This is a genomic window from Cytobacillus sp. FSL R7-0696 (assembly GCF_038006865.1).
GTDB classification, from domain to species: domain Bacteria; phylum Bacillota; class Bacilli; order Bacillales; family Cytobacillaceae; genus Cytobacillus; species Cytobacillus kochii.
Genome location: NZ_JBBOWA010000001.1, coordinates 2,595,277 through 2,621,007 on the forward strand (window position 1 = coordinate 2,595,277; position 25,731 = coordinate 2,621,007).

A 25,731-nucleotide genomic window follows, 5' to 3' on the forward strand; every position below is an offset into this window, starting at 1 on the left:
ATGGAATTTAAAGTTTCAAATAAGGAATATCAACTTAAATTTGGCATCAAGTTTATTCGAGAGTTAGACAAAATCTACAAGGTGGATTATCAAGGTATGGAGTTTGGTATGGGTGTTAATTTAGCTTTTATGGCTTTAAATCAATATAATCCTTCTGCTCTATCTCAAGTAGTGCATGCAGCTGTTTCTCATATGCCTAGTGCTCCGAGTTTATCAACAATTGACTCAGCTATTGAGGATTATGCTGAAGAACAAGATGGGTTAGAGAGTTTATTTGAGGCAGTTCTTAGTGAGATGGGAAAGTCCAAGGTGACGAAATCCACTCTCGAGAAATTCAAGAAGATGGCACAAACCGATACAGAACAACCTCAATAGAAACTTACGAAGAGATAATTCTTAGTTGTTTCCGTTACCTAGGGTTCACTAGTTTGTATGATATTGAAATTTTATCTCTTTACGAATACCGAATGAGAATGAAGGCTTATCAACTATCATCCATAGACAAAGAATATGACATGCATAAACAAGCATGGCTTAATTTTGTTGTGCAATCGACAAAAGAACAGGGAAAAAAACAAGTACCTGTTTATACAAAATTCAAAGATTTCTTTGATTATGATGAGCGCATTAATGAAATCAAAGGTACACAAATAAAACGTTTATCGAAACGTCAAAAAAGAATGGCCCATCTTGCAGCTAGGGTTAATGGAAGGGGGTAACGGATATAGCTGAATCATATAGCGTTGAAGCTTATCTCAGAGCCACTGGGGTCGAATCCTTTAGTAGAGCTTTTAATAGTGCTGCTAGTGGTGTTAATGGCTTAGAGCGATCAACTAACAATTACTCACAAGCCACTCAAGATGCTATTAGAAGGTCTGGCGGATTCATTGATGCTCAAGGACGTTTAAGAAATGCCCAAGGACAGTTCATGTCAAGTACAGAAAGAGCTAGACATGGATTACAAAATTTCGGAAATACAACCAGCGACATCAACAGAACCATGGATAGAGCAAGCTTTTCTATCAAAGGTTTCATCGTCTCCATTCTTGGAATATCTGCTGTTGTGGGAGTTATTAATACAGTAAGAAATGCGATAGATGGTGCGGTTTCTCGATATGATACTCTAGGTACCTTTCCTACTGTGATGAAGCAAATGGGATTTTCGGCTGAAGAATCAGAAAAAGCCATAAATAAATTATCTGATGGTATTCAAGGGTTACCGACCACCCTAGATGATGTAGCTAGCACTGCTCAACAAATAGCGACTATGACGAATGATTTAGAAGGAGCTACAGATACCACTTTAGCCCTTAATAATGCATTCATTACGTCTGGTTCTTCATCTGCGGATGCTTCTCGTGGTTTAAATCAATATGTGCAGATGTTATCTAAAGGTGAAGTTGATTTACAGTCATGGCGTACATTACAGGAAACGATGGGGGTAGCCCTAAATGATACTGCAAAAGCGTTTGGTTTTGCTGGTACCTCTGCTCAAAATGATCTATATGCTGCATTGCAAAGTGGAGAAATCACCTTTCAAGAATTCAATGATAAGATTATTGAATTAAATGAAGGTGTAAATGGATTTGCAGAAAGAGCGAAGACGTCTACAAGCGGAATACGGACAGCTTGGACTAATATGCAAACTGCAGTTGTTAGAGGGGTTACCAATATCATTACTGCGATTGATGAAGTACTAAAAAACACTCCTTTAAAAAGTATTGAAAATATCATAACGACGACAGGGAAGGCCTTCTTTTCCTTCCTAGATTCCTTTGCTAAGGGAATAAGTACTGTGTTACCTGTAGTTATAGGGTACTTCCAAACGTTGTTTTCGTTATTACAACCGTATATTCCTATTCTAAAACAGATCGCTATAGGTATAGCTGTTTTTATTGCAACTTTTGCTGGATTAAATACTCTTAAAAACATAATTTTAGGGGTTAGGACAGCGATGGTGTTGTTGAATACTGCTATTCTGATGAATCCGATAGCTTGGCTCGCTGCATTAGTAATAGGTGCAGTAGCAGCATTTATCTACTTCTGGAAGAACAGCGAGATATTTAGAGATAAAGTCACTTCTGCTTTCCAAACCTTAAAGACGATTGCTATGCAGGTTTTCTCAGTAGTAGCTAGTTTCATAGGCGAAAAGATCGATCAAATAAAGCAATTTTGGGATGAGAATGGCACTCAGTTTGTTGAGGCTGTTAAAAACGCATTTAAGATGATTCTATCGGTCGTTGAGTTTATTATGCCAGCGGTCTTATTTGTCGTTGAAATGGTTTGGACGGCTATAAAACAAGTAATAGACGGCGCCCTAAATATCATAATGGGACTAATTAAAATTTTCTCTGGATTATTTACTGGTGACTGGTCGAAAATGTGGGAAGGTATTAAACAGTTGTTTTTTGGAGCGATTGATCTAATTATAGGGTTATTTTCGCTTTCTTTTGTAGGTGGATTAAGGAAACTTCTAGTTAGCTTAGGGAAGAGTGCTTTAAGTCTAGTTAAATCCATGTGGACTGGAATAGTTAACTTTTTCAAGAGCTTTGGCTCTACTGCATCAAGTATTGCATCCAAAATGAGTAAGTCGATAGTTGATTATTTCAAGAGTCTTTATGACAGAGCTATTAGTATATGGTCTACTCTCCGTACTTTTGGAGCAAGCATCTGGAACGCTTTAAAAGAAACAGTTGTTGGTGTCGCTAAAACAATCTTTTCCACAGTTAAAGGTAGATTCCAAGATAAATTTAATGCAGTAAAAACGACAATGACAAACCTAAAAACCAAGGTGAGCGACATCTGGGGTGAGGTAGTCAAATTCTTCAAAAATATTGACCTATACAAAATTGGTAAAGATATCATTCAAGGGTTGATCAATGGAGTAGGCGCAATGTCCTCCGCGGTGTGGGATAAAGCGAAATCAATTGCTAATGGAATCGGTGACTCTATTAGAGGAGCATTAGATATACATTCCCCAAGCCGAGTAGCCATTGGTTTAATGGAATACTTTGGTCAAGGTATGGTTAAAGGACTCGATAATTCAGTTTCTTGGGTTGAAAAAGCATCTCAAGCACTTGGAGATGCGGTTGTTCCTGATGTCCCTCGTTTTAATCTAGCAGGCGAAGTTGCTGGGATAAACAAAATGGCAGAATCAAAGATTTATAGTGATGTGCAAAGCGCAGTATCAGTTTCAAAAGAACCAGCTAATATCAATATCCGTATTGGACAAAGTGAATTTAATGCTTTTGTCGATGATATTTCTAATGCCCAAAATCGAAAAGCCTTTAGACACAACAAACGACCAAGATAGGAGGGCGCTTACTTTATGTATAACTTTATAGATACCATACCTAATGATAACGCACAAAATGCCCTTCTATCGTTGCAAACTGTTTTTAACGGGTTTAACCTTGATGAACTATTAACAGATGATACAGGGCGATTTGTCACGTTGTCAGTAGGTGGTAGAGGTGTTCTTTCCAGAAGAATGAATATCACGGAAACACCTTATCAACATGGCGCAAGAGAAAAGGGATTCACCTATGATATTAGAGAAATCCCAGTGAAGTTTTTGATTGAGGATAAGACTAGTAATGGATTGAGGAATCGGTTTAATAATCTAAATGTTTTTCTTTTAGGTGCAAAAAAGAAACTCGAATTTACCGATGAGGAAGCATATTTTATCGCCACATTGCAGAGTGCTGATATACCAGATGAAGAATCTAATTCATTGGTAGGTACTCTTATTTTTGTTTGTACTGATCCAGCAAAAAGAAAGAATTCTAAAGAAATCAATGTGACGGATACAGATGGGACACATATAATTTCGACTCAAGGAGATACACCTTGGTCTATAAATGTTGTTTTCAGTGAAGCAAGCAATAAATTTGAATTTACAGCAAGCAATGGTCTATATCTTCTCCTTAACTATACATTTGTTGCAGGAGACAGATTGCAGATTGATTATGTTGGCCGCAGAGTATTTTTAAACGGTAATGATCTAAGGGTGGCAGTCAGTATGTCATCTAACTATGTGTTGTTACAACCAGGTGAAATTACATTAAAAGCAAGTCATAATTGTGATTTGGTTTATGACGAGAGATATTATTAGGAGGGATAATGATGAGTGGAGCGAAGTATGAGCCAGTTAGGGCAAAAGGGTTTTTAGGTGTAGAAAAACCTAATGGTGAAGCAAGAATGACTACTGTATCTCAACTAGAGAGAATTGAAAAGAAAATGGACAGAATCCTTGAACTTTTAGAAGGTCAGGAGCTGCCCACTCCTGTAAAGGTTAATGGTAAAGCAATCGCTGAAATAATCAAATCCGACTTTGAGAAAAATAAACTTAATCGTCGTCATCTGTAAGTAAATCTAATTCAGATAAAATATCATGAATCATATACTCTGCATGAGTGTTTGCATTAACAAAAGTTTTACTAAGTAATTTTGGAAGTATCTCATCTGTAAACTCTTGTAATGGGACAATTCTTTCTTGCCCATAAGCTTCTTCAAGACCTTTAGCGAATTCTTTCCTAGTCACTTCTTGTACTTCTTTAATTATTTGTTCAAATCGCTGTTTTGATATTTTTTTCGCCATAGTTTCACCCCCTTCGATAGACCTATTTCGACAGGAGGTGACAATTCCCCTGTAGAAAGGATGTGAAATTTTGACAGAGTTATTCATTTTTAACCAAGACAATCAACCATTGACCATTATCTCTGAAGATAGTGGTCTTATTAGTGCTCCTTACCGTATTGAAATTAATAAGATACCAGAAACAACTTTTTCTTTTACTGTAGAAGCTGACAGCAAAAACGCTAAGTATGTACTTGAAGAAAATAAAGTTGTTTTTCGAGATCATGAAGGTGATTTAAGGATATTTGTTATTAAAGAGCTTGATGACTCTGACGGAATGGATGGACCATTAACTACAGCTACCTGTGAACCAGAGTTTTTAGAACTTGCAGAACATATTATCTTAGATAAACGATTTACCGAAAAGACCGCACAAGTTGCTTTGGATGCAGCTGTTGAAGGTACTGGTTGGATAGGAGAAGTTGAAGTTGACTTAGGACTTGCCTCCACAAACTTTTATCGTATGCGGTCGGTTGATGCTATTTGGGAGATTATCAAAGTGTGGGGCGGCGAATTTAAAGATGTTGTTGAGTTTGACGAGAAAAATAACATTATCGCGCGTAAGATTAAAATCATCCAACGGCTGGGCAAGGATACAGGTCAACGCTTTGAAATAGACCACAATACAACCGAGATTGGTAGACAAGTCTTAAGTTACCCTGTAACAGCCATGTATGGTTGGGGTGCGTCGCTCGAGACAGAAGGCGGTGGCAACACACGTTACATTGATTTTGGCGATGTTGAGTGGTCTGTTGCCAAGGGTGATCCAGTTGATAAACCAAAGGGACAAAAATGGGTTGGTGATCCAGAGGCGTTTGCAAGTTATCGACGCATTCGTGATGGTGTAGCTTTACATCGTTTTGGTCAGTTTAGCAACCAAGACTATGAGGACCCTGAGGAACTATTGTGGGCAACATGGGATAATCTCCAAAATAATAATAAGCCGGTAGTTAATTATCGCTTATTCGTTGATTTATTTGACGATAAAGTAAGTTTGGGTGATACAGCCATAGCAATAGATCGCAAGTTTGCAAGACCAATAGAAATACAATCTCGCATCATCGCCATGGAATATGACCTTTTAGACATTGACGGCACCATGATTGTTGAGATGGGACAATTTCTAGAGTTAGATGATAATCGGCTTGAAGAATTAGAAAAAGAAGTTGAAAAAATCCGTGACCGCCCACAACAAGTAACTGAAGGTAGTTTCCCGGACATCAAGCCCACTACTCCAATAAACGTTGAAGCGGTAGGCGGAATAGGAGCTATACAATTATATTGGGACTACGGCAGTTCGATTTATGTAAAACACTACGAAGTATATGGCTCACAGTTAAAAGATTTTGTGCCAGACACGCAACATTTATTATGGAGGGGAAATACTAGTGGTTTTCTCCATTCGGTTGGTACTGATCAAGTTTGGTATTACCGTATACGGGCAGTTAATCAGCATGGAACACCAAGTGATTGGTCTGTGCAAGTTAGTGCGGCAGCACACAGAGTACGAACACCTGACATTTTATTTGGTCCTGAAACTGCTGAGGAATTAAGGAGTTTATCAAAGTTACATCCTCTGCTGGATGAGGATACAATTTACCCAACTATGATTCGCCAAGATGTATATGATAAAATCCAAGCTGATTCAAAGCAGTATACTGATGCTGAGATAACAGCAACAGAGGTTAGCTTGATGTCTGAGCTTGCAAATAAAGCAGGCTTTGACTATGTGGATGGAAAGATATATCTCGTAAATGAGGAATTGATTAATAAGGTAGACAATGGTGTTTATCAGAATAAAATTCTTCAAATTGATAACAGCTTAGATGGGTTGTCTTTACGAGCGCAAAATGTAGAAGCTAATGTTGATACACTTGCTAATGAAGTTGATTCAGCAGTAGTTCAAATAGCCAATGTAGATATCAAAGCGAATCAGATCAGTCAAAATGTATCTTCGCTTACTCAAACTGTTAATGAACAAGGCACCGCGTTATCAAAGGCTGAAAGTTCACTCGATTTACTATCTGATGAAATAGAGCTAAAAACCCAACAGATTGATATCCTTGGTGATCGCATGACGCAAAGCGAATCATCTATAAGGCTTTTATCTGATGATATTGAATTGAAAGTAGATCGAGATGGGATTATTGGTGCGATTAATGTTCAGCCAGGTACAGTTAAAATTCAAGCTAGATTACTAGATGTTGGTGATTTTACAAACCTCATTGATAATGGAGATTTTGAGGATGATGTTATCAACCAAATGCCTAGAGGTTGGATAAATGATAATTCAGATATCACAACCATAAGGGTTGTAGATCAAACATCTTGGTCAGGGCACAATGGGTCTGGTAAATGTTTAGGTTTATGGGCTAGTGATATTAGAAATGTAGATGCCCAACAAGAAAGATTAATAACCGTTCGGGAAGGTGACGAGTTATATTTCGAGTTAGACTATAGATTTAATAATCTTGCTGGTTCGGGTTCGTTGTCGTATGGAGTTAGAACATATGACCTTCAAAAACAACATCTTGCTTGGACCACAGTCGCATACACAACAACAAAAACATACGGATGGACAAAGATGACGGGTTCTTATAAAGTGCCTGCTGGTGTTGGATACATTCGACTTCGAGTAAGCTTTACTAATAATGGAGAGACAACTAATAGGGCATGGGTGGATAATTTAGTTGTTAGAAGAAAGAATAATAGCCATTTAATTGTAGATGGATCGATTAATGCAAACTTAATGGCAGCAAATAGTATTACAGCTCAAAACGGGGCATTAGCTAATGCTTCTATTACAAGAGCTAAATTACAAGATGCCATTATTAGCAATGCCCAAATTGATGATTTAGCTGTAACAGCTGCTAAAATCGCAAGTATCAATGCTGATAAAATTAATGCCGGTGCTATTCGTGGTATAGATATTTACGGTTCGCAGTTCCGTTCAAGTGATGGTCTTACACAACTTGATATTACTGGTGGTAATGTAAGGTTGCGTCAAAATAGTGGTCAATATGTATTGATAAATCCAAATGGCTTATTTGGGTATAACTCCAATAATAGTCAGCGATTCAAGGTGGATGCAACGCTCGTAACAAGTTCGGCAATTGGCACCTCCAACAATAGTGTTTATTTAGGCACTAACCATGAGGCTCGTGTAGTCAACTTTAATGATATTCCTGGCGATGGATTAGTTGGTAGCTATAGATACTTACCAATGAGAGCAAGTGGTTATTATGGAAATTATATCAACGTAAACTCAGCAGTTCCGGGAGGAGCTTCAAACCTTTATTTACGACCCTTGTCTGCTGGGGAAGTAAGAGTGACAGCTAATGAAACAACAGACTTATATCGTGATATCCGTGTAAGGGGTGTATACGGTGATTACTTTGATGGTAATACACAAACTGCTGGAACCAATCTTTATATCAGACCAGTAAGTGGTGCTGAAGTAAGGATAACTCGAAGTGGTTCTACTTCTTCTTTTGCTGATATAAGAGCCAACAACCTTTTTGCTGATGCTATTGATGTCAATGCTTTAGATGGTGGAATCCATCTTTATTTAAGGACAGTTGATAATGGCTACGTAAAGGTAACTCGTTCCGGTACTACAGAAGAATGGCGAGGTCTACAAGCAAGGGAAGTAGAAAATATGTCTAGTATTGATTTAAAAACTAATATTAAACATCTTCCTGATAACGGGTTGAAAGTTATCCGAGGCTTATCATTTGTAGAGTATGACCTCAAGGACGACATTAAAAATGGGATATATTTTCGAAATGTAGGATTAATTGCTGAATACAGTCCTGATGTTACAGGAAGAGACGGAAAAGCTATTAATCTTTATTTTCTATCAAGTTATATTGGAAAAGCAGTCCAAGAGTTAGATAAAGAAATCAACTGGCTCAAAATGGACAATCAATATTTAAAGCAAAAAGTAAATCAATATGAAGATAGAATCGCGCATTTAGAAGAATTGCTAAATGTAGCTTAGGAGGAAAAAGTTAATGGAACTAAAAATTCAACACAAACACTTAAAGAATGTAGCAGACTTTCTTCAAAATGATGTAGGGGCAAAAGGAAAGAAGAACCTTCATCGCATGAGAATTGTGAAGGCATTGGGTGATAAAAGTAATTCAGTTGGTGAAGAAGAATTAACCTTGCTTAAAGAGTACGGTAAAACAGATGATGATAATGAGCTAGTTTTAAATGAACAAGGCGGCATTGAAATGGAAGATGCAAAGGAATTTAAGAAGCAGCAGAAAGCCCTGTATGATGAGTATTTTGTTATCAAAGACGACAACCTTCAATCAGCGTTAAAGACAGTTGAGAAGCTTGTGAATGATTATGGCAAAGAGCTTACAGGTAAAGCGGCAGAAGCACATTTCATTCTTGTGGAAGCCTTTGAAAATGAAGAAGAAAAAGGAGATGAAGAATAATGTTTGATATTCAAATCACTGGTACCAATATTCGTTATGCTGATGGTGATATTTCCGTAGTTCATGTACAATTCCAAGGCCATGATCCTGAAAGAACTGTTAGTCTAAGCGGATATGTCCCACTAACTTCAGAAGAGTATCAAGGAAATGAGTCCATTCCAGTATTGAAAAATATCATTAGAACTAAATTAACAGAGAGATTACAACCGGAAGCCGAGTAAGGCTTTTTTATTTTGCATAAGGGGGAGAGACATTGGAGGCGGTCGAGGTGAATACTCACGATAAAGACATTACGCAAATGAAGCAAGATATCAAACTACTAGAGAAAGATGTCGCTGATCTAAAGAATAAAACATCTGTACATGAGGAACAAATCAAAGCAATTAATAAAACTTTAGATAGTATTAATGACAATACGACTTGGATTAAACGCGCCTTAATAGGTGCTATTATTACAGCGGTTAGCACTGGCTTAATAGGCGGGGCAATCGCTTTTTTTTATAACGTGATAGGAGGATGAATAGATTGAAAATGGATAAAGGTACAGTAATTAGAACAGCGGTATTATTGGTGGCAATCGTTAATCAGTTCTTGGTAGCAACTGGCTTGAATCCAATCCCTGGAAGTGAACAACTATGGGGTGAAGTTTTATGCACAGCATTTACTGGTGCGGCCGCAACATGGGCTTGGTTTAAAAATAATTATGTAACTGCAAAAGGTAAACGTCAAAAAGCTGCTTTAAAAATGAAAGGTTTGACTAAATAAGGCTGCCCCAAAGGGTGGTCTTTTTTATATACAAAAACAATAAAAGGAGTGTTATTTAAATGGCGGGATTATTAGATATACCAAAATTTGTTGACTTTAGAAACAAAGTGAAAAGGCATCCGGTTTTAAAGTTCCCTGTATTAAGTTTAAAAGGTAAAACGACATTAGCTATTCATCATAGTTTAACTAAACAAGGTCTTGCAGGTTCTAATGCTGAAAGCTATGCTCGTTATCATGTAGATACACACGGTTGGCCAAGCATTGGTTATAGTTATGTAATTGAGCCTGATGGGACAATTAAATTTTGTAATGACATCGAATTACGTACCTACCATGTTGGGGATCATAACAATTATGCCATCGGTATTTGTTTAACTGGTGATTTTAGATATGAGAAGCCTACTAATGAGCAAGAGGAAAGTTTACGTAACTTAGTTGAAGCGTTACAAAAGGCATACCCAACCATAAAATATGTAAAAGGGCATAATGAATTTAGCGGTTATTCATGGAAACAATGTCCTGTATTTGATTATAAAGCAGTGCTGAACAAAAAGGTTACGCCTTCAAAGCCGAGTGTTTCTAAGCCTGTTCCAAAACCAGTTGAAAAACCTTCAACGAAGGAATACACAGGCACAAGTATTATAGATTATCTAAAATCCATCAATGTGGATTCTTCCTTGGCTAATAGAAAAAAACTGGCTGCAAAGTACGGTATTGAAGATTATTCTGGCAAAGCTGCTCAAAACACGAAACTCTTGAATTTAATGAGAGGCGGTACCAAACCAGCAACTAAGCCAAAACCAAAGCCAAAAGCTAAAAAAGAATATGTTACTCTACCAGCATCAGCAAAGACATGGAGAACTTATAAGCTCAATGTAGCTCCAGTTACTAAGAACTCTGACTGGTCACTTACTCCTGCCGCATTTGGAGGATTAACCTATGAAATTCTTGATAAACCACAAGCTAACGTTGTCACTATTAAAACATCTAGAGGTAAACGCAATATATATGTTGGTGCTGATACTAGTGCTAAGTTTTCTAAAAAGTAATAACTAAAGCCCTTCTCCAAATCAGAGAGGGGCTTTATCATATTTATTAACCATGCATATTATAATAAAAAAGAGTTTGATTAATTTTTAACTGGATAAGATAATATTAAAAAGGAGTGTTAAATATGTTTAAAAAAGTGAAAAAAATATTCTCTGAATCAAATCATAAAATAGATAAAATTAAGGTTAAACACGAAAAAAAAATGAAGTCAAACAAGGAATTTTCAGATAGCGTACAATCATCTATCAAAGAAAAATCAAAAGAATTTGATAAAGCTATGCAAGAAAAGTCAAAGAAGTTTTATTTTATTCATAATAAATAGCGATAGGAGTTACGATAAAATTATTCTCTTTGATAATTCCAAAGGCATTTAAAACTATGTCTAGCATCATATTTGGCATAAAATCGAAGTTTTCTTCGTTGAATTGAGAGTTATCTGTACCATCATAAACTTGCTCTTTCTTTCCTACAACTCTTGCCAAAAACTTTACTTTGCGATATCTATTTGGTCTGAAAGATAACGACTCCATAGATTCACGCAAGTATTCCTTTTTTAATAATCCAATTTCGTTATTCGCCTTAAAGACAGCTAGATCCCCTAATAAATCAGTGGCAAACCCACTTATCTCCGACATATATTCAAGTAAATTAAATAAAGGTTTATTATTCTCATAAGTTTGAACCATTTTTTTGGCTATAATTATTTTTTCTCGATCTTCAGCATTGGGTTTAGCTTTAGTAGCAAGTTTTTTCGCTTCTTTCATTTCTATTCCCGATCCCTTAAATTCAAACATAATAGAAGTTTCGAAGAAGTTAGCATCCAAAGTTTTCTTTAATAAATTAAAGTCTAATAGTTTGTATTCGGATTGTCCTAAGAAAATATCTCCATCTGTAAGAGTATTTATTTCTTTTAGTAATTTTTCCTCTTCGAGTTTTTGTATTAAGATATTTAATGCATGATCATGAAAAGCTTTATTTAACACATCCTTTTGTCCTTCTAACATAGACAATGATGCACCAGCTAATTCTTCTTCAGTAACTCCGACTGAGGATAAGAACCTTGCAATACCAAAGAATAAGCTTCCTTTTAAGTCAGTATGATCTTTGGTTATACTATGAGTATTCTCAACTTCTGTCTTTTGTTTTTGTAGTTCTGCCGTAAAATCGTTTATGATTCCTTCATCCATTTGAGATAGAATGGAGTTCATTATTTCAGTATCTAGATAAATTATCTCTTTCATACTATAAGTCTCCTTAAAATTAGAAATTTATAGTTATTTTACCACAAATTGATAATGTATTATTTATATAAAGAAAAAAATAACCCTTCTCAAAAGAGAGGGATCTAAATTTTAGAATGAAGTTGATTGTTAATAAGTCTTTTAGCTTCTGCAATAGTCTCTTTAAATGTAACTCCTATACATTTAATTTCTAGTTCTCCTTTTTTGGCAGTTACTGTAACTGTATTTTCATCTGCATAAATATGATAAGTAACGCCATCATCAATAAATCCCAATGTCTCATATTTCATTAAAACATACCTCTTTCCTATAATATGCAATTATATTAACAAAAAATAGGTAAAAAAGTCCTGTTATTTGCTCAGGTAAAAGTTTAAAAGTTCCTCACATTTATTCCTGATCCTTGGATTAAAATAATTATGCTGCTCATCATATCCTTTATAGTGAAACTCATACATAGTAAACGATTCGTCATGTCCAATCTGGTTTACTCTCATATTCCCTTTCCTCATCTTATCTTTAACCTCCTTCAGGTCACGCTGAACGTTCTTTATTGTATTTTCCATCAAAGTAATATAAGGCTGTATAATCTTAAACGGGGACTTCTCAATGATTTTTAAATCTCTTTCAAGGATGATAATAATCATCGGTAAGTATATAGCTTGCTCTAGCACATCACGATCAGCTTCATTAATCCTAGTCATGTTGTTAAACCCTTTCGACTGATATCACTTCATTAATGTGAAATTTTAAGATTTTTAAATCGTTCGTTTCTAAGTGAATGTACATATTAATATGATCAATTTTATCGACTATGCCCTCATAGGTTTTTGTGAACCCATCAACCCAAATGGTCATTTTGATTGTAAGGGTGTAGGTTAATGATTCCATCGTTATTATCTGTATTTCCTCAAGTTCTTGCTCATCTAATTCTGGCTTCTTCATTTTTTCATATTCACGTGGTATCTGTTTAAGTAATTGAGTATGTTCGGTCATAAAGAATCCTTGCCACTTCATCTTTCCGCGGTCTCGTATCATCTAGAATCCCTCCTTATGCACTAATTTTATACAAACATTTGTTCGAAAACAAGTTGAAATAGAACGAATGTTCCTGTAAAATTATGTTTAAAGGAATACAAAAATAAAAAAAGGGGTTAATTATGCGAAAACTAACATCTAGACAAAAAGAAGTGTTAGAAACATTAGAAAAATACGTTGCAACAAATCATTATCCACCTTCATATAGAGAGTTAAGTGCTTTGGTTGGACTAGCATCTTCATCCACCATAAGTGGGATTTTAAATAAATTACGAGAAAACGGTTATGTAAGCTGGGAAGATGGAAGACCGAGAACATTAAAAGTAATTAAGACCGCCTCATAAAAGAGGTGGTCTTAATTTTTGTTTTCTTCTGTAAGTTCTCCCCATAAATCTTCAACTGTGGTATTGAGTGCTCGTGCGATTTTAATAGCGTTTTGAACATATGGCGTTGTTTCTCCCTTTACGATCTTACTGTAAGCAGTACTAGTAATCCCAATTTTTTTAGCAATATGAATTTGAGATACACCAGTTTTTTTGTGCCATTTACTTAATTTAGTCTCCATTTAATCACCCATTTAAACAATTCTATAAAAAATATCTTTGTCCTGTTTATTTTTTTGTAATAAGACAAATTCGTATATACGTACACTTTACCATTCGGTAAGATATTCGTTTTCAAATTCGGTTGGCGCACATTAATACGAACTAAGGGACAATAGAAGTCTAAAAGGCTGATGCAGTCCTATCAATTGACGTTTATCTTGCAACTATTACTACGTAATACAAAAGGAGATGGTGGTGTGATTTTCGAAATTGTATCGACCACTTTAATGGGGAGTTTAGCAGGTTACTCATACCTCAAAAAATCCAGTCTTAGTAATGATGCTGACAAGATACAAAGGATATTTAACAACGCTGGCCTTTCAATCAGGGAAGAAAGGAAAGTGAAAACAATTCGTCTTCAAAAGAAAAGAAAAATTGATGGAGGGATGGAGTATATTTATCAACTGCCACTTGGAATGTCTTCTAAAGATGTAATGGATAAGACGCATGTATTAGAGGATGGTTTGAATATTAAAGATAACTCGATTGATTATTCCTTTGCCGATTTGCTTTCCCTCAAGCTCAATAAGGACATTATTAAACAGATTAAAAATCTAGGTAAAAAACAAAAAAAGAAAAAAGAAATTGAGATATCATTTGATGGCATGCTACGTATTAAAGTTTACAATCAGGGATTTGCAGAAAAGTATATATGGGATGATAGCCTATTAAAGAAAGATACCTGGTCCATACCAGTCGGCCATACAAGGACATCAATCATACATCACAATTTTGACAAAGATAAACACCTTATCATCGCTGGCGCCACTGGTTATGGGAAGAGTGTGTTTCTAAAGTTGGCAGTCACAACACTTATAGCACAACAACCAGAACACACACATTTACATCTCATTGATTTAAAAGGTGGCTCAGCATTTCAACGATTCAAAAATCTGAAACAAACGGATAATTTCGCACGTGATCCAGATGAAGCTAAACGGATGTTGCTAACCATTGACGAACAGATGACCAAGGACTACCAATCTATAGTAGATAAAGGATACGAAGATGTAACAGAGGCAGACATTAAGGAGAGGCATTTTATCTTTATTGATGAAGCAGCAGACTTAACTGATCATCCGGTTGCTATGGATGCAATAACAAGTATAGCTCGTAAGGGGAGGGGAGCAGGATATTATTTGATTTATGCCACACAATATCCTAGTGCTCAATCTATTCCACAACAAACAAAACGTAATATACCTATTCGACTTTGCTATGTACTAGATGATGCTACAGCATCGAATACTGCACTTGGTCAGACAGGTGCGGAACAATTACCGATGATACCAGGTAGAGGCCTATATAAAAATGTAAAGACTAATACCATTCAAACACCATTCATCAGTAATGATGAGATAACTAGACAGGTTTCGCCATATCTGGCGAAGGAGGTTATTAAATTTGAAGAATCAACAACGAATCGAACAGATACTTTTAAGCTTGAAGAAATGTGATTATCTCACTCGGGAGCAATTGCAACGAATGCATAAGCTTGGCAAAGATCGCAACGCTCAAAAAATTTTAAGAAATATGAACCAATACTTATCTCATTTTTCGGAAGATAGAAAGAAAGTTTATTATTTAAATACATCAGGTCGTGAGTTTGTTCAAGCTGATAAAGTAAGAAAGAAAACGGCACAAGTTAATCACTTTTTAATGCGTAATGACCTATACATTTCACTCGGTAGACCTACCACATGGAGCAATGAAGTCAAAATAACCCTCAATAATCTTTCCCTCATAACAGATGCAGCTTATATTCTTAATAAAATCCACCACTTTGTAGAAATCGATAATAAACAAACCATGCAAAAGAATGTACAAAAGATAAAAAAATACAGAAAGTTATCTACATTTAATCCACAATTTCAATTAGTTTGGGTGACAACTACTTTATATAGAAGAAACAGGTTAGAAAAGCTTTGCGAAGGTATGAACTATAAAATATATCTCTGGGAGGATTTAAAATGAAAACTCAAACGATGTCCGTTAACGAATTTATGTCTGGTTCTTATAAAAATAAAGAGAAAAAGAGAAACTGGAAAGGTGTTAGAAGAATAGGTACATCAATTGCCGTTCCCTTAATCATGGCAAAACCAGCGTTTGCTGCATCACCCGAAGCCATACCAGTAGGAGCTACCGAGTATCTTGGTGATAAGTCACTTGAGATATTGACACACGCATTAGATCCGTTAGTTGATTTGATGGTTGCATTGAGTTTCCCTATTTCTTCGGTTGTTGTAATTGGTTCGTGTTTTTTCTTCATGTTAGGGAAAAGTGATAGAGCATGGACTGGAATACAAAATGGAGCTCTTGGGTATGTACTTATACAAATTATGCCGATGCTGCTTAAGGTATTAAAAGAAGTTGGCAGTGCAATTTAATATATAATAGAAGAAACTAATTATTTTATTTTAGAAAGAGTATTCAAACGTGCCGATTTCGTGCCGATTCGAATTGAAAAAGTATGAATTCTGTTAAAAGGTATAACTTGTTTATTCAGGTAAACTCCTATTTTTAAAAGGATATGAAAAGGATAGAAATCCATTTTTAATCAAGTTCGAGATGGAAGGTTCAATTGGATAAATGCTTAAAACCCTTATTATATAAGGGTTTTTTGTTTGGAGTAAAATTATTCGTGCCGGTTTCGGGCAGATATAGATTTTTTCTCGTTTATTTTAGTATATGAGGCGAACTTTTTTAGTTCGTCTTCTTCTTTTTTTTGAGTTAAGTCAGAGGTTATTTATGGTTTAATCAGTCATGCTCTTTTTTGTAATTGTCTACAGAGTGAGATGAATGCAAGGAATTTTCCCACCCAAAAACCTTAGCAAGTCGTTCGTTATTGTCATAATTTTGAATGTCAATCATGTCTTAGGTTGCTACGCTATATTTTGGGGAGCAAAATGCATTTGTACTAACAACAAGGTTGAAACAATAGAGTAGCAAATGCGTCTTTTATACTCAGATCAGTAAATTGATCATTATATCTTTTCACTCCTCCATTCTATAGAGAAAATAGGCTTTCTATATGTATTTTTTATGAAGGGCTGTCCACACGGGCAGTCCTTTTTACTTATATATTATAGAAAGGAGAGTGTTTTATATGGTTAATGTGATAAAGCAGCTGGTATCTCAGGAAGTGGTTAATCAACGCTCTTATGGTAAAGGGAACACAATTCAATATATAACACCACATCAAACAGGAAATATGGGAATCGGAGCAAATGCACAGATGCATGCTAATTTACAGTCGAACTTAAATGCAAGACAAGCTAGTTGGCACTACCAGGTGGATGATCGCATGGCAATACAATCATTTGAAGATAATGTGATGTGCTGGGCAGCAGGAGATGGGCGAGGTCCGGGGAATACGGCGTCGATTCATATTGAAATGTGCATCAATGCCGATGGAGATTATGAACAGACAATCAATAATGGTGCAGCATTAGTCAAAATGTTGATGGACAAGTATGGGTTGGATCGGAGTAGAATTAAACAACATCACGATTGGTCAGGGAAAAACTGCCCCGCACAATTGCGCGCGGGTTATAAGGGCATTACATGGGAGGATTTTTTGAATAAAGTAGATGGGGTGCAGGAAGAGGAAAATTTCGGATCCCCTTCACCCGGTTCTAATCAGCCAAAACCAAAACCGGTTGAGAATGGAAATAGTATTGTCGACTATCTCAACGCACAAGGAATAGACTCATCCTTCAAGAATCGAGCAATATTAGCAAAGCAATATGGGATGAATAATTATCAAGGTACGGCGGCGCAAAACATTGCTTTATTAGAAAAAATCAAAAAAGGAGTGCCGAAGAAGCCGCAAACAGCCCCGAAAGCGAATCTGAATGTGGACGGAAAATGGGGAAAATCAACAACGAGAGCACTACAAAAAGCACTTGGTACTCCTGTTGATGGTATCATCAGTAATCAGCCGAAAAATAGTGTAACGAATGCCTTCTATGATGGAACGATTCACTTTGCTAGTGGAAAACAAGGAAGTCCAATGGTAAAAGCATTACAACGACTGATTGGTGCAAATCCTGATGGTTTTATGGGCCCTCAAACAGTAAGAGCGTTACAAATATATTTGGGGACGGTTGCTGATGGTGTATTAAGTCGTCCATCCCTCGTAGTAAAAGAAATGCAACGACGACTAAATGCAGGAACTTTTGTTAAATAAATGAACATAAAAAGCAAGGTTACTTTAATGGAAGTATTCACCTTGCTTTTTTATATTATTGCATAGAGGAATTCAATTGACTTGTAGCTGTCCTTAATGGAATAATCAATTTTCCTTAAAGTTCACCGTTTTCATGTCTGTATGTAAAGCTGACCAATCTGTCGTCCCTATCTTTCTTAATTCTAAAGCAGCTTCCTCAGGTGTCATTTGAAAAGAGTCGTATACCCATTCAGCCAGAAAGCCTACTGTCCCATAACTCGAAAAGGAGGCGTAGCTTTTATGGTTATATACATGCATCAATGCAGCAGATAGTTCTCGTGATAGATGGTGAATAAATTGTGGATTTTGAAACTGTTCTTTATAGAAAGATTGATAAAAAAAGACATGATTACATATATCCTTGGTTGTTTCCTCTACCTTTAAATGATGATTGTGCCTTTTTTTAGCTTGAGGATAAAACGCTAAAAATTCGTTGATAATGTCCTTTGAGAGTTGATCAAGTAAATCATATTTATCATAGTAATAGACATAGAAGGTAGAGCGACTAATGCCTGCTCTTTTTACAATCTCTTTTACTGTTATAGAAGAGAATGTCTTTTGATGTAATAGCTCAAGTAGTGCTGTGATGATATAAGCTTTCGCAGATGTATTTTGTAGCATTGTTTCCTCATCTCCTAAAATTGGACATTTAGAATGAAAATGTCGTTTGTTTGTATTGGCTTGTTTTTTTACAATTATAAGTGATAGTAAATTGAAGTATAACGGAGGGGAACATAAGTGACAAATGTACATGTGATAACTGGTGGCACAGGTGGCATGGGAAAAGCGATTGCAGAAGCGTTAAACAAGGAAGATATCTTTTTGCTCGCCGATGTGAATGAAGAGAGATTAAAACAGACCCAGCAAGAGTTAAATGACAAAGGAATCACTCAAGTACATTATCAAACAGTAGATATAACAGATCAAGAAAATGTTCGAGCATTGGCACAAACGGCTGATTCATTAGGTGAAGTAAAGTCCATCATCAATACAGCTGGATTATCACCGACGATGGCTGATGCGAAAAGAATTGTTGATGTTAATTTAAGAGGAACAAGTATCATTTTAGATGCCTTCTATGAAATCGCAAAAAAAGGGACAGTTGCCGTCTGTATTTCCTCAATGAGTGGGCATATGGTGCCAAAAGAAGGGCCGTATAGCGAAATACTAAAGGCACCGTTAGCTGAAGATTTACACGAGAAGATGGAGCCTTTCTATCAAACGAATTCTGGTGCTGCCTATAGCTTTTCGAAATTAGGTGTTTTATTAATTGTAGAAGACCAAGCATGGAGGTGGGGACAGAAAGGGGCGCGAATTGTTTCTGTTTCTCCAGGTACGATTAATACACCAATGGGTAGACAGGAAGCTAGTCAATCTGAGCAAATGAAGATGTTACTAGAAAAAACACCTTTGCAGCGTGAAGGAGAATCACCTGAAATTGCTTCAGCTGTTGCGTTTCTAGTGAGTGATGCAGCAAGCTATATTACTGGTACTGATTTAAGAGTCGACGGTGGCACTGTCGCTAACCTAAAATAAAAAAGAAACCCTGCTGAATAAACTTTCAGCAGGGTTTCTTTTTTGACTGTCTCAACATTGACTAGTGTTTCGGTGAAAATTGCTGAAAAACCGTTTTTGTTGGTTCAGGGTATATTTCTTTTCCAGCAATTGAATTGATGATTTTTTGATTTCTTAGAACAGATAGGCCTAGATTTGTTGCACTAGCACCGTGGGAATGCTCGATATTGGTTAAGGTATAGATATGATTTGTTTTCTGTTTCTTAAAGTCAATTTGATAATTTTCCGTTACTTTGAATCGTTTATTGTCTTCCCAAATGATTTCATCGGCAAATTGCGATAACCAATTCGGTAGGGCAGGTTTATAACCAGTTGCTAAGACGACCTTTTCCGTTTGATGAATAAATTTTTTCTCCTGCTGCCATTGTTGACAATGTAGATGGTACGTCTTCTCTATTTTCTCTATTTTCTGCGCTTCTGTTAAGGGTTGGATAGTTACATTGAGTTTTTCCCCACTAATAGAACGATGGTAAAGCAGGTTATAAATTTTCTTTAAAGTTTCGGGGTCAATGCCATTCCGTAGTTGATTTAAAGAATCTAATGCTTCTAGACGATGGTCAAAATCAAGTTGATGGAAATAATGAATATATTCAGGAGAGAAAAATTCTTTCCCTAATTTGGCATCTTCTTTTTGAAAAAGGCCGGAAGATCTTGTAAACCATGTTAGTTCATAATCGTGGTTTTTCTGATCTAACAATAAGTCGTAAAAAATCTCAGATGCACTTTGACCAGAACCGATTACAGTGACTGAATGACCACTTTTCAATTGCTTCTCATGAAACAAATACTCACTTGAGTGACTAATTTCATTGTTTGGCCAATCTCCATCTAATCCTTTTGGGACCATTGGTATACTGCCAGTTCCGATAATGAGATTTTTTGTTAAATAGTTGGATACTTCTTTTTTTAGTAGATTCTCTACAGTTACTTGATAAAGATGATCCTTTGTTTCTATCACATTTGTTACACGATGGCTGAAATAACAATGTGATAATTGATGGGCTACCCAACTACAATAGTCACTATATTCTTTGCGCGGAATGTTGAATTGGTTGAAAAAGTAGAACGCATATAAACGCTCATGAGTATGTAAATAATTGATAAATGTATATGGACTGGTTGGGTCGGCAAATGTTACTAAATCAGCTAAAAAGGGTGTCTGTAAATCTGTGCCCTCTATAAGCATACCTGGATGCCAAACAAACTCCTCTTCTTGTTCAAAAAATAATCCATCTATCTCTTTGACTCGATCAGTTAAAGCTGCAAGACTTAAATTAAAAGGTCCTAAGCCAATGCCAATAAAATCATAAACGACAGGTGTGACCAATAGTATCCCTTCTTCCATTAATAGGTGAAATATCTATTCTGTATTTTCCCTTCCTCTCATATATTCTAAACATAGAGAAAATGTTCTGGAGGTTTAAGTGTTTTTTTTCTGGGGTATGTAAGAGTATCGAACAAATACACAACAGAAAGGACAATGTAAAATGCTCTGGACGATTATCGGTATTTTAATTATTTTATGGATTTTGGGATTTAGCTTTGATGTCGCAGGAGGACTTGTCCACCTATTATTAGTTATTGCACTCGTCGTTTTAGTATTCCAATTAATTACTGGAAGACGTAGACCTTAACGGGACATCTGAGGGTAAATAATATAAGAACGAACGCCCACCTTCATTAAGGTGGGCGTTTTCTTTGTGTCGTTTGATTGAAGAAATGTTCATTCAAGATATGATATGGATTATATACGATTTTATTAAAGATAAGAGCATTGAATTTGATTAAAGAATGAATAGAAGTGTGAGCAATAAAATAGTGTATTGCCAAACGCTATTTTTTACATTAAAATGAGAATGATTATCATTGTTGAAAGGTTAAAATCAAATTAAATTCTCAAATGATTAGCTTTTAATATTTCGGAATTTTCTTCACTTTGAATGAGATTGCTGTGATAATTAATTTTTTTGGAAATGGAGCTTTGATTAATGAAAAAATTATATTTTATTATGCTTTTATTTGTACTCGTTTTAGCTGGTTGTATGCAAAAGGAAGAAGAGAGTAATAGTGGAGAAGAGAATAATAATAGTAATCAAACGATTGTCATTGAAGATGCGTCAGGTGAACGCAGCTTTGAAGGAGTTCAGGAGAAAGTAGTTGCTCTTGAATGGAGCGTTGCTGAAGAGTTATTAGCTGTTGGTGTACAACCAGCTGCAGTAGCTGATGTAGAGGGTTTTAATAAGTGGGTAACAATTGATGCTAAATTAGATGAAAGTGTTGTGGATATTGGTTTAAGAACAGAACCAAATATTGAAGAAATAGCAAAGTTAGAGCCCGATGTGATTATTGGTATGGAATATCAAGAACAGTTTAAAGCGGACCTTGAAAAAATAGCTCCTGTAGTGATTTTTGATAGTTCTACAGAGGAAGCTCAAAAAGACTTATATGCTTACATGTTACATACATTAAAGCAGACAGGTAAGCTAGTAGGTAAAGAACAAGAGGCTGACGAGGCAGTTGCTCATTTAGAGGAAAAAATGGCAGAAGCGAAAGAGAATATATCTGCAGCTCAATTAAAGACAAATGAATTTGTTTTTACACAAGCTTATTCTGCGAATCAAGCCCCGACCTTTCGATTATTTACAGAAAACTCAACGGTGAGCCATACACTTGAAGGTATAGGATTGACGAATAAAATACAGGATCAAGATCCACAGCCGAGTGGTTTTATTACAACAAATGTAGAGGGTGTATCTAAGTACGAAGAAGCTATATTTCTTCATACTGTACAAAAAGATGATCCGTTATTTAGTAATTTAGAAGGAAACAAAGCTTGGAATTCTTTATACTTTGTAGAAAATGATTTGATGTACGATGTAGGCGCAGGTGTGTGGACGTTTGGTAGTGTTCTTTCAATGGAAACTTTAGTTGATCATGTTGAAGAGACATTAGTGAAGTAATGTTATGAGAGTTAAACCCTTTCTATTATTTGCGGCATGTGTGCTCTTGTTTATTATTCTTGGTCTCATTCACTTGAGCCAAGGACAAGCTTCAACAGGCTTACTCAGCTTTTGGATGGAAGTATGGGATAATGAGCAGGAACTGAATTTTCTCCTTTATAGTAGAATGCCGAGGTTTTTAATTGGTTGTTTAGTTGGAGCTGCACTGGCCGTAGCAGGGATGTTATTACAAACAATGACAAGAAATCCGCTCGCAAGTGCAAGTACACTAGGCATTCATGCAGGAGCATTTTTCTTTGTTGTTCTTTTTTCCATTTTCTTTCCTTCTATAAATGGTGCCTTTCCATTTTTCGTGACGATGCTTGGGGGAATCATAGCCGCTTTAATTGTTAGTTTTTTAGTAGGTAGAGCATTGGATCCTATTAGAATCGCATTAACTGGATTGATAGTAACAATGTTGTTTTCTTCATTTACTAGTGCCCTGCAGCTTTTATATGAAAATGAAGTGTCCGGGTTGTTTTTATGGGGAGCGGGAACATTGTTACAGCTTGATTGGAGTGGCGTTCAATTTGCTTTGCCATGGGTTCTCTTCACTCTTCTTTTTGCCTTTATAATAGGTCATCGTTTTGACGCTTTACTGTTGGGGGAAGATGTAGCTGTAGGATTAGGACAAAATGTGATGATAAGTAAATTAATAGGTTGGGGCATTGCAATTATATTAGCTGCTGTCTCTGTTACAGTAGTAGGCCCCATTGGCTTTGTTGGTATTATGGCTCCACATATTGTTCGTTTAATGGGCTTTAGAAAGCATCGATCCATGCTAATAGGAAATATAGTGGTCGGTGCAGGCTTACTCATATGTGCTGACATCTTTGTTCGTATGATTTCTAGTATGTCCGAATTACCTGTAGGAGCAATGACGGCCATTATAGGAGCACCCTGGTTAGTCTATTTAGCCTTAAAGGTAAGTAGGAAAACGAGAACTGCTGGAGGAGCATTAGAGGGGAAAGTGCGAATTAAGCATATTAAAAGATTTTATCTCCTCATATCTCTCGCCGTTCTTGGATTAGTAGGGTTTAGCCTGTCGTTTGGGGGAACAAGTTTCACTAGTCTTTTAGAATTGCCAAGAGAATTGATGTATAATACCTTCGTTTGGGATTTTCGCTTGCCTCGAGTGGTCGTCAGCTTCGGAATTGGTATGATGATGGCAGCTAGCGGTTTAATGATGCAGACTGTTTTACGTAACCCACTTGCTGACGCTTCTGTTTTAGGTGTGACTTCAGGTGCAAGTGTAGTGGCGATGTTGGTTCTCATTGTTTTTCCTCAAGCCCCCTTTGTCCTTATTCCAATTGGTGCATTAATTGGTGCACTTGTTACAATGGGAATTGTATTGTTTATTAGTGCGCGGAGCGGTTATCAACCGATGATTCTATTATTAATGGGTGTTGCTATATCTGCGGTAGGTTCTGCTATTATACAGATTTTATTAGTACGTGCGAACCTTCATGCATCACAAGCTTTAACATGGCTTGCTGGTAGCACCTATGGGACAAGCTGGAGTGACCTAGTAATTGTGATGATAACATCGTTACTACTCTTTCCGGTTATTCTCTATATGGCCAATACATTCGAGATCTTATCATTGAGTGATGAACTATCCATTGGTTTAGGTGTGAAAACTAGTAAAATGCGTATGTTTATGATTATACTAGCTGTTATGTTGTCAAGCATCAGTGTATCAGTGGTTGGAGCAATTGGATTTATCGGTTTACTAGCTCCACATATTGCTAGACAACTGGTCGGTCCGAAGCTACTACAATTACTGCCATTAACCATAGTAATTGGCGGGATTTTACTTATTTCAGCTGATTTTCTTGGAAGAGTCGTTTTAGCTCCTAAAGAAATACCTGCTGGAATAATTGTTTCTTTAATTGGTGCACCATACTTACTTTATTTATTGAAGAAAACGAACAAAATCAAAGCGAGTTAATCTGTTTAATAAAAAATAATCTGAACAATGGTTCGGGTTATTTTTTATTTCTTTTAAACTCATAGTAAGAAACGGATATCTGATTTATACCATCTCCAGTAAGGTACTTTTTCTATATGCTTTTCCTTATTACTGCGTAAGGGTTCCTTTTTTGATACCGATGAGCAATCACAAAATGAGTAAAGTGCTAATGGAATGTTCTAAGAATTTTCTTTTCTGTTTTTGACTGATTCTTTTTCACTTATTTCATTGTGTTTCTTGTTTATGGTTATATCCTTTAGGTAAAATAATCAGTATGAAGATTATTGGTAGATGAGGTGATGGAATGATTAGGATTGGTTTAACTGGATGGGGAGATCATGACAGCCTATATACGGAGCGTGTATCTAACCGAGATAAACTATTAGAATATGGCGCTCATTTTCCAACAGTTGAGGTAGACGCCTCCTTTTATGCCGTACAGCCAGAAAGGAACGGGGAAAAGTGGGTGAGGGAAACGCCTGCTTCATTTAAATTTGTTGTGAAAGCTTATCAGGGGATGACGGGGCATCAAAGGGGAGAGATTCCTTTTGAGTCCAAAGAAGAAATGTTTGCTGCTTTTAAAGCGTCGCTTGCCCCTTATATAAGAGAAAATAAGTTAGCGATGGTCCTATTTCAATTTCCACCGTGGTTTAATTGTAAAAAGGAAAACGTTCAATATTTACGCTGGTGTAAACAGCAAATGGGAGAAATACCATGTGCTGTTGAATTTCGTCATCAGTCTTGGTATCAAGCTGTGTTTATAGAAGGTACTTTAAATTTTATCAAGGAAGAGAAATGGATACATACCGTTTGTGATGAACCACAAGCAGGGGAGGGCTCTGTTCCAATTGTAATGCATACTTGCGGACATCCAATTGTACTTGTCCGCTTGCATGGTCGTAATGTTCATGGATGGCAAAATAAAAAACAACCAAATTGGCGTGAAGTTCGCTATCTATACCGTTATAATCACAAGGAATTATTGGAGTGGGCAGAGCGATTAAAGCAATTACAAAAAGAGGCGAAGGACGTCTATGTACTATTTAATAATAATTCTGGTGGTGACGCAGCGGATAATGCAAAGGAAATTCTAGAAATATTAGGAATTGAATATGAGGGATTAGCTCCAAAACAACTCGGTTTATTTTAACTAATGAGTACACCGAATCTCTAC

30 protein-coding genes are annotated in these 25,731 nt (G+C 36.3%); 22 read left to right on the plus strand and 8 right to left on the minus strand.

Features of this window, described 5'->3' with window-relative positions; translation table 11 throughout:
• The 5 genes from MKX29_RS13470 (at position 1) to MKX29_RS13490 (ending at position 4,368) form a co-directional block, all read left to right on the plus strand.
• On the plus strand, positions 1–375 hold the full coding sequence (locus tag MKX29_RS13470; RefSeq protein WP_341106011.1) for a tail assembly chaperone: 375 nt from the start codon (positions 1–3) through the stop codon (positions 373–375).
• Positions 376–428: 53 nt separating this feature from the next.
• Positions 429–719 (plus strand): hypothetical protein, encoded by a 291-nt coding sequence (locus tag MKX29_RS13475; RefSeq protein WP_341106015.1) that lies wholly within the window; start codon positions 429–431, stop codon positions 717–719.
• Between the two features lie 209 nt (positions 720–928).
• On the plus strand, positions 929–3,313 hold the full coding sequence (locus MKX29_RS13480; protein WP_341106016.1) for a phage tail protein: 2,385 nt from the start codon (positions 929–931) through the stop codon (positions 3,311–3,313).
• Between the two features lie 15 nt (positions 3,314–3,328).
• Positions 3,329–4,114 carry a distal tail protein Dit gene (locus MKX29_RS13485; RefSeq protein ID WP_341106019.1) on the plus strand — a complete coding sequence of 262 codons (786 nt, stop codon included), beginning with the start codon at positions 3,329–3,331 and terminating at the stop codon, positions 4,112–4,114.
• Positions 4,115–4,125: 11 nt separating this feature from the next.
• Positions 4,126–4,368 (plus strand): hypothetical protein, encoded by a 243-nt coding sequence (locus MKX29_RS13490; RefSeq protein WP_341052004.1) that lies wholly within the window; start codon positions 4,126–4,128, stop codon positions 4,366–4,368.
• On the opposite strand, the gene MKX29_RS13495 is transcribed toward MKX29_RS13490, so the two are convergent.
• Entirely contained in the window at positions 4,349–4,600 is a 252-nt protein-coding gene (locus tag MKX29_RS13495) for a hypothetical protein (protein WP_341052001.1), read from the minus strand. The two genes, MKX29_RS13490 and MKX29_RS13495, sit on opposite strands and share 20 nt — an antisense overlap.
• Before the next feature lie 70 nt (positions 4,601–4,670).
• On the opposite strand from MKX29_RS13495, the gene MKX29_RS13500 reads away from it, so the two are divergent.
• The 7 genes from MKX29_RS13500 to MKX29_RS13530 all read left to right on the plus strand — a co-directional run bounded on the left by MKX29_RS13500 (position 4,671) and on the right by MKX29_RS13530 (position 11,221).
• Positions 4,671–8,639 (plus strand): phage tail spike protein, encoded by a 3,969-nt coding sequence (locus MKX29_RS13500; RefSeq protein ID WP_341106021.1) that lies wholly within the window; start codon positions 4,671–4,673, stop codon positions 8,637–8,639.
• A gap of 13 nt (positions 8,640–8,652) precedes the next feature.
• Complete coding sequence (locus MKX29_RS13505) at positions 8,653–9,084, plus strand: hypothetical protein (RefSeq protein ID WP_341106023.1); 432 nt, start codon at positions 8,653–8,655, stop codon at positions 9,082–9,084.
• Positions 9,084–9,305, plus strand: a complete 222-nt coding sequence (locus MKX29_RS13510; protein ID WP_341065795.1) for a hypothetical protein — start codon at positions 9,084–9,086, stop codon at positions 9,303–9,305. The genes MKX29_RS13505 and MKX29_RS13510 overlap by 1 nt, the downstream gene beginning before the upstream one ends.
• Before the next feature lie 32 nt (positions 9,306–9,337).
• On the plus strand, positions 9,338–9,604 hold the full coding sequence (locus MKX29_RS13515; RefSeq protein ID WP_341106025.1) for a hemolysin XhlA family protein: 267 nt from the start codon (positions 9,338–9,340) through the stop codon (positions 9,602–9,604).
• A complete protein-coding gene (locus MKX29_RS13520) occupies positions 9,601–9,849 on the plus strand; it encodes a phage holin (protein WP_445662516.1) in 249 nt (82 codons plus the stop codon). Before MKX29_RS13515 ends, MKX29_RS13520 begins: the two co-directional genes overlap by 4 nt.
• A 59-nt stretch (positions 9,850–9,908) precedes the next feature.
• Complete coding sequence (locus tag MKX29_RS13525; protein ID WP_341106027.1) at positions 9,909–10,898, plus strand: N-acetylmuramoyl-L-alanine amidase; 990 nt, start codon at positions 9,909–9,911, stop codon at positions 10,896–10,898.
• Positions 10,899–11,023: 125 nt separating this feature from the next.
• Entirely contained in the window at positions 11,024–11,221 is a 198-nt protein-coding gene (locus MKX29_RS13530; RefSeq protein ID WP_341106030.1) for a hypothetical protein, read from the plus strand.
• Here MKX29_RS13530 and MKX29_RS13535 read toward each other — a convergent pair.
• The 4 genes from MKX29_RS13535 to MKX29_RS13550 all read right to left on the minus strand — a co-directional run bounded on the left by MKX29_RS13535 (position 11,205) and on the right by MKX29_RS13550 (position 13,178).
• A complete protein-coding gene (locus tag MKX29_RS13535; RefSeq protein WP_341106033.1) occupies positions 11,205–12,140 on the minus strand; it encodes a DUF6414 family protein in 936 nt (311 codons plus the stop codon). The genes MKX29_RS13530 and MKX29_RS13535 overlap by 17 nt on opposite strands.
• Before the next feature lie 104 nt (positions 12,141–12,244).
• A complete protein-coding gene (locus MKX29_RS13540; RefSeq protein WP_341106035.1) occupies positions 12,245–12,430 on the minus strand; it encodes a hypothetical protein in 186 nt (61 codons plus the stop codon).
• 63 nt (positions 12,431–12,493) lie between these two features.
• Complete coding sequence (locus tag MKX29_RS13545; RefSeq protein ID WP_341106037.1) at positions 12,494–12,844, minus strand: hypothetical protein; 351 nt, start codon at positions 12,842–12,844, stop codon at positions 12,494–12,496.
• Between the two features lie 4 nt (positions 12,845–12,848).
• Positions 12,849–13,178: a YolD-like family protein gene (locus MKX29_RS13550; RefSeq protein ID WP_341106038.1), complete on the minus strand. Its 330-nt coding sequence runs from the start codon at positions 13,176–13,178 to the stop codon at positions 12,849–12,851.
• Positions 13,179–13,300: 122 nt separating this feature from the next.
• On the opposite strand from MKX29_RS13550, the gene MKX29_RS13555 reads away from it, so the two are divergent.
• A complete protein-coding gene (locus tag MKX29_RS13555) occupies positions 13,301–13,522 on the plus strand; it encodes a LexA family protein (RefSeq protein WP_341106040.1) in 222 nt (73 codons plus the stop codon).
• A gap of 11 nt (positions 13,523–13,533) precedes the next feature.
• Here MKX29_RS13555 and MKX29_RS13560 read toward each other — a convergent pair whose 3' ends face one another.
• Complete coding sequence (locus MKX29_RS13560) at positions 13,534–13,743, minus strand: helix-turn-helix transcriptional regulator (protein ID WP_341106043.1); 210 nt, start codon at positions 13,741–13,743, stop codon at positions 13,534–13,536.
• A 171-nt stretch (positions 13,744–13,914) separates the two neighbouring features.
• On the opposite strand from MKX29_RS13560, the gene MKX29_RS13565 reads away from it, so the two are divergent.
• From MKX29_RS13565 to MKX29_RS13580, 4 genes are all read left to right on the plus strand, one after another.
• Positions 13,915–15,240 carry an FtsK/SpoIIIE domain-containing protein gene (locus MKX29_RS13565; protein WP_341106045.1) on the plus strand — a complete coding sequence of 442 codons (1,326 nt, stop codon included), beginning with the start codon at positions 13,915–13,917 and terminating at the stop codon, positions 15,238–15,240.
• The gene (locus tag MKX29_RS13570; RefSeq protein ID WP_341106047.1) at positions 15,188–15,757 is read left to right on the plus strand and encodes a replication-relaxation family protein; all 570 of its coding nucleotides are present in this window, start codon (positions 15,188–15,190) and stop codon (positions 15,755–15,757) included. The genes MKX29_RS13565 and MKX29_RS13570 overlap by 53 nt, the downstream gene beginning before the upstream one ends.
• Positions 15,754–16,170, plus strand: coding sequence for a hypothetical protein (locus MKX29_RS13575; protein WP_341106049.1), 417 nt, complete (start codon positions 15,754–15,756; stop codon positions 16,168–16,170). Before MKX29_RS13570 ends, MKX29_RS13575 begins: the two co-directional genes overlap by 4 nt.
• Before the next feature lie 719 nt (positions 16,171–16,889).
• The gene (locus tag MKX29_RS13580) at positions 16,890–17,972 is read left to right on the plus strand and encodes an N-acetylmuramoyl-L-alanine amidase (protein ID WP_341106051.1); all 1,083 of its coding nucleotides are present in this window, start codon (positions 16,890–16,892) and stop codon (positions 17,970–17,972) included.
• A 105-nt stretch (positions 17,973–18,077) separates the two neighbouring features.
• On the opposite strand, the gene MKX29_RS13585 is transcribed toward MKX29_RS13580, so the two are convergent.
• Positions 18,078–18,632 carry a TetR/AcrR family transcriptional regulator gene (locus MKX29_RS13585; protein WP_251163578.1) on the minus strand — a complete coding sequence of 185 codons (555 nt, stop codon included), beginning with the start codon at positions 18,630–18,632 and terminating at the stop codon, positions 18,078–18,080.
• 117 nt (positions 18,633–18,749) lie between these two features.
• On the opposite strand from MKX29_RS13585, the gene MKX29_RS13590 reads away from it, so the two are divergent.
• On the plus strand, positions 18,750–19,547 hold the full coding sequence (locus MKX29_RS13590) for an SDR family oxidoreductase (RefSeq protein WP_341106054.1): 798 nt from the start codon (positions 18,750–18,752) through the stop codon (positions 19,545–19,547).
• A gap of 61 nt (positions 19,548–19,608) precedes the next feature.
• Here MKX29_RS13590 and MKX29_RS13595 read toward each other — a convergent pair whose 3' ends face one another.
• On the minus strand, positions 19,609–20,913 hold the full coding sequence (locus MKX29_RS13595) for a lysine N(6)-hydroxylase/L-ornithine N(5)-oxygenase family protein (RefSeq protein ID WP_341106055.1): 1,305 nt from the start codon (positions 20,911–20,913) through the stop codon (positions 19,609–19,611).
• Positions 20,914–21,073: 160 nt separating this feature from the next.
• Here MKX29_RS13595 and MKX29_RS13600 point away from each other — a divergent pair, with 160 nt between their 5' ends.
• From MKX29_RS13600 to MKX29_RS13615, 4 genes are all read left to right on the plus strand, one after another.
• Positions 21,074–21,220 carry a lmo0937 family membrane protein gene (locus MKX29_RS13600; RefSeq protein ID WP_224938087.1) on the plus strand — a complete coding sequence of 49 codons (147 nt, stop codon included), beginning with the start codon at positions 21,074–21,076 and terminating at the stop codon, positions 21,218–21,220.
• A gap of 354 nt (positions 21,221–21,574) precedes the next feature.
• Positions 21,575–22,546, plus strand: coding sequence for an ABC transporter substrate-binding protein (locus MKX29_RS13605; RefSeq protein WP_224938086.1), 972 nt, complete (start codon positions 21,575–21,577; stop codon positions 22,544–22,546).
• A 4-nt stretch (positions 22,547–22,550) separates the two neighbouring features.
• Positions 22,551–24,536 carry an iron ABC transporter permease gene (locus tag MKX29_RS13610; protein ID WP_341106060.1) on the plus strand — a complete coding sequence of 662 codons (1,986 nt, stop codon included), beginning with the start codon at positions 22,551–22,553 and terminating at the stop codon, positions 24,534–24,536.
• Positions 24,537–24,861: 325 nt separating this feature from the next.
• Complete coding sequence (locus MKX29_RS13615) at positions 24,862–25,707, plus strand: DUF72 domain-containing protein (protein ID WP_224938084.1); 846 nt, start codon at positions 24,862–24,864, stop codon at positions 25,705–25,707.
• The last annotated feature ends 24 nt before the right edge of the window (positions 25,708–25,731 follow it).

Excerpts from the sequence above, each read along its gene's own strand:
- MKX29_RS13605 (WP_224938086.1), top strand. The coding sequence starts at position 21,575 with ATGAAAAAATTATATTTTATTATGCTTTTATTTGTACTCGTTTTAGCT.
- MKX29_RS13565 (WP_341106045.1), top strand. The coding sequence starts at position 13,915 with ATGCAGTCCTATCAATTGACGTTTATCTTGCAACTATTACTACGTAAT.
- MKX29_RS13495 (WP_341052001.1), bottom strand. The coding sequence starts at position 4,600 with ATGGCGAAAAAAATATCAAAACAGCGATTTGAACAAATAATTAAAGAA.
- MKX29_RS13480 (WP_341106016.1), top strand. The coding sequence starts at position 929 with ATGTCAAGTACAGAAAGAGCTAGACATGGATTACAAAATTTCGGAAAT.
- MKX29_RS13525 (WP_341106027.1), top strand. The coding sequence starts at position 9,909 with ATGGCGGGATTATTAGATATACCAAAATTTGTTGACTTTAGAAACAAA.
- MKX29_RS13540 (WP_341106035.1), bottom strand. The coding sequence starts at position 12,430 with ATGAAATATGAGACATTGGGATTTATTGATGATGGCGTTACTTATCAT.
- MKX29_RS13585 (WP_251163578.1), bottom strand. The coding sequence starts at position 18,632 with ATGCTACAAAATACATCTGCGAAAGCTTATATCATCACAGCACTACTT.
- MKX29_RS13575 (WP_341106049.1), top strand. The coding sequence starts at position 15,754 with ATGAAAACTCAAACGATGTCCGTTAACGAATTTATGTCTGGTTCTTAT.
- MKX29_RS13490 (WP_341052004.1), top strand. The coding sequence starts at position 4,126 with ATGAGTGGAGCGAAGTATGAGCCAGTTAGGGCAAAAGGGTTTTTAGGT.
- MKX29_RS13520 (WP_445662516.1), top strand. The coding sequence starts at position 9,601 with ATGAATAGATTGAAAATGGATAAAGGTACAGTAATTAGAACAGCGGTA.
- MKX29_RS13555 (WP_341106040.1), top strand. The coding sequence starts at position 13,301 with ATGCGAAAACTAACATCTAGACAAAAAGAAGTGTTAGAAACATTAGAA.
- MKX29_RS13530 (WP_341106030.1), top strand. The coding sequence starts at position 11,024 with ATGTTTAAAAAAGTGAAAAAAATATTCTCTGAATCAAATCATAAAATA.
- MKX29_RS13550 (WP_341106038.1), bottom strand. The coding sequence starts at position 13,178 with ATGATACGAGACCGCGGAAAGATGAAGTGGCAAGGATTCTTTATGACC.
- MKX29_RS13510 (WP_341065795.1), top strand. The coding sequence starts at position 9,084 with ATGTTTGATATTCAAATCACTGGTACCAATATTCGTTATGCTGATGGT.
- MKX29_RS13600 (WP_224938087.1), top strand. The coding sequence starts at position 21,074 with ATGCTCTGGACGATTATCGGTATTTTAATTATTTTATGGATTTTGGGA.
- MKX29_RS13535 (WP_341106033.1), bottom strand. The coding sequence starts at position 12,140 with ATGAAAGAGATAATTTATCTAGATACTGAAATAATGAACTCCATTCTA.
- MKX29_RS13615 (WP_224938084.1), top strand. The coding sequence starts at position 24,862 with ATGATTAGGATTGGTTTAACTGGATGGGGAGATCATGACAGCCTATAT.
- MKX29_RS13470 (WP_341106011.1), top strand. The coding sequence starts at position 1 with ATGGAATTTAAAGTTTCAAATAAGGAATATCAACTTAAATTTGGCATC.
- MKX29_RS13560 (WP_341106043.1), bottom strand. The coding sequence starts at position 13,743 with ATGGAGACTAAATTAAGTAAATGGCACAAAAAAACTGGTGTATCTCAA.
- MKX29_RS13505 (WP_341106023.1), top strand. The coding sequence starts at position 8,653 with ATGGAACTAAAAATTCAACACAAACACTTAAAGAATGTAGCAGACTTT.
- MKX29_RS13485 (WP_341106019.1), top strand. The coding sequence starts at position 3,329 with ATGTATAACTTTATAGATACCATACCTAATGATAACGCACAAAATGCC.
- MKX29_RS13610 (WP_341106060.1), top strand. The coding sequence starts at position 22,551 with ATGAGAGTTAAACCCTTTCTATTATTTGCGGCATGTGTGCTCTTGTTT.
- MKX29_RS13580 (WP_341106051.1), top strand. The coding sequence starts at position 16,890 with ATGGTTAATGTGATAAAGCAGCTGGTATCTCAGGAAGTGGTTAATCAA.
- MKX29_RS13545 (WP_341106037.1), bottom strand. The coding sequence starts at position 12,844 with ATGACTAGGATTAATGAAGCTGATCGTGATGTGCTAGAGCAAGCTATA.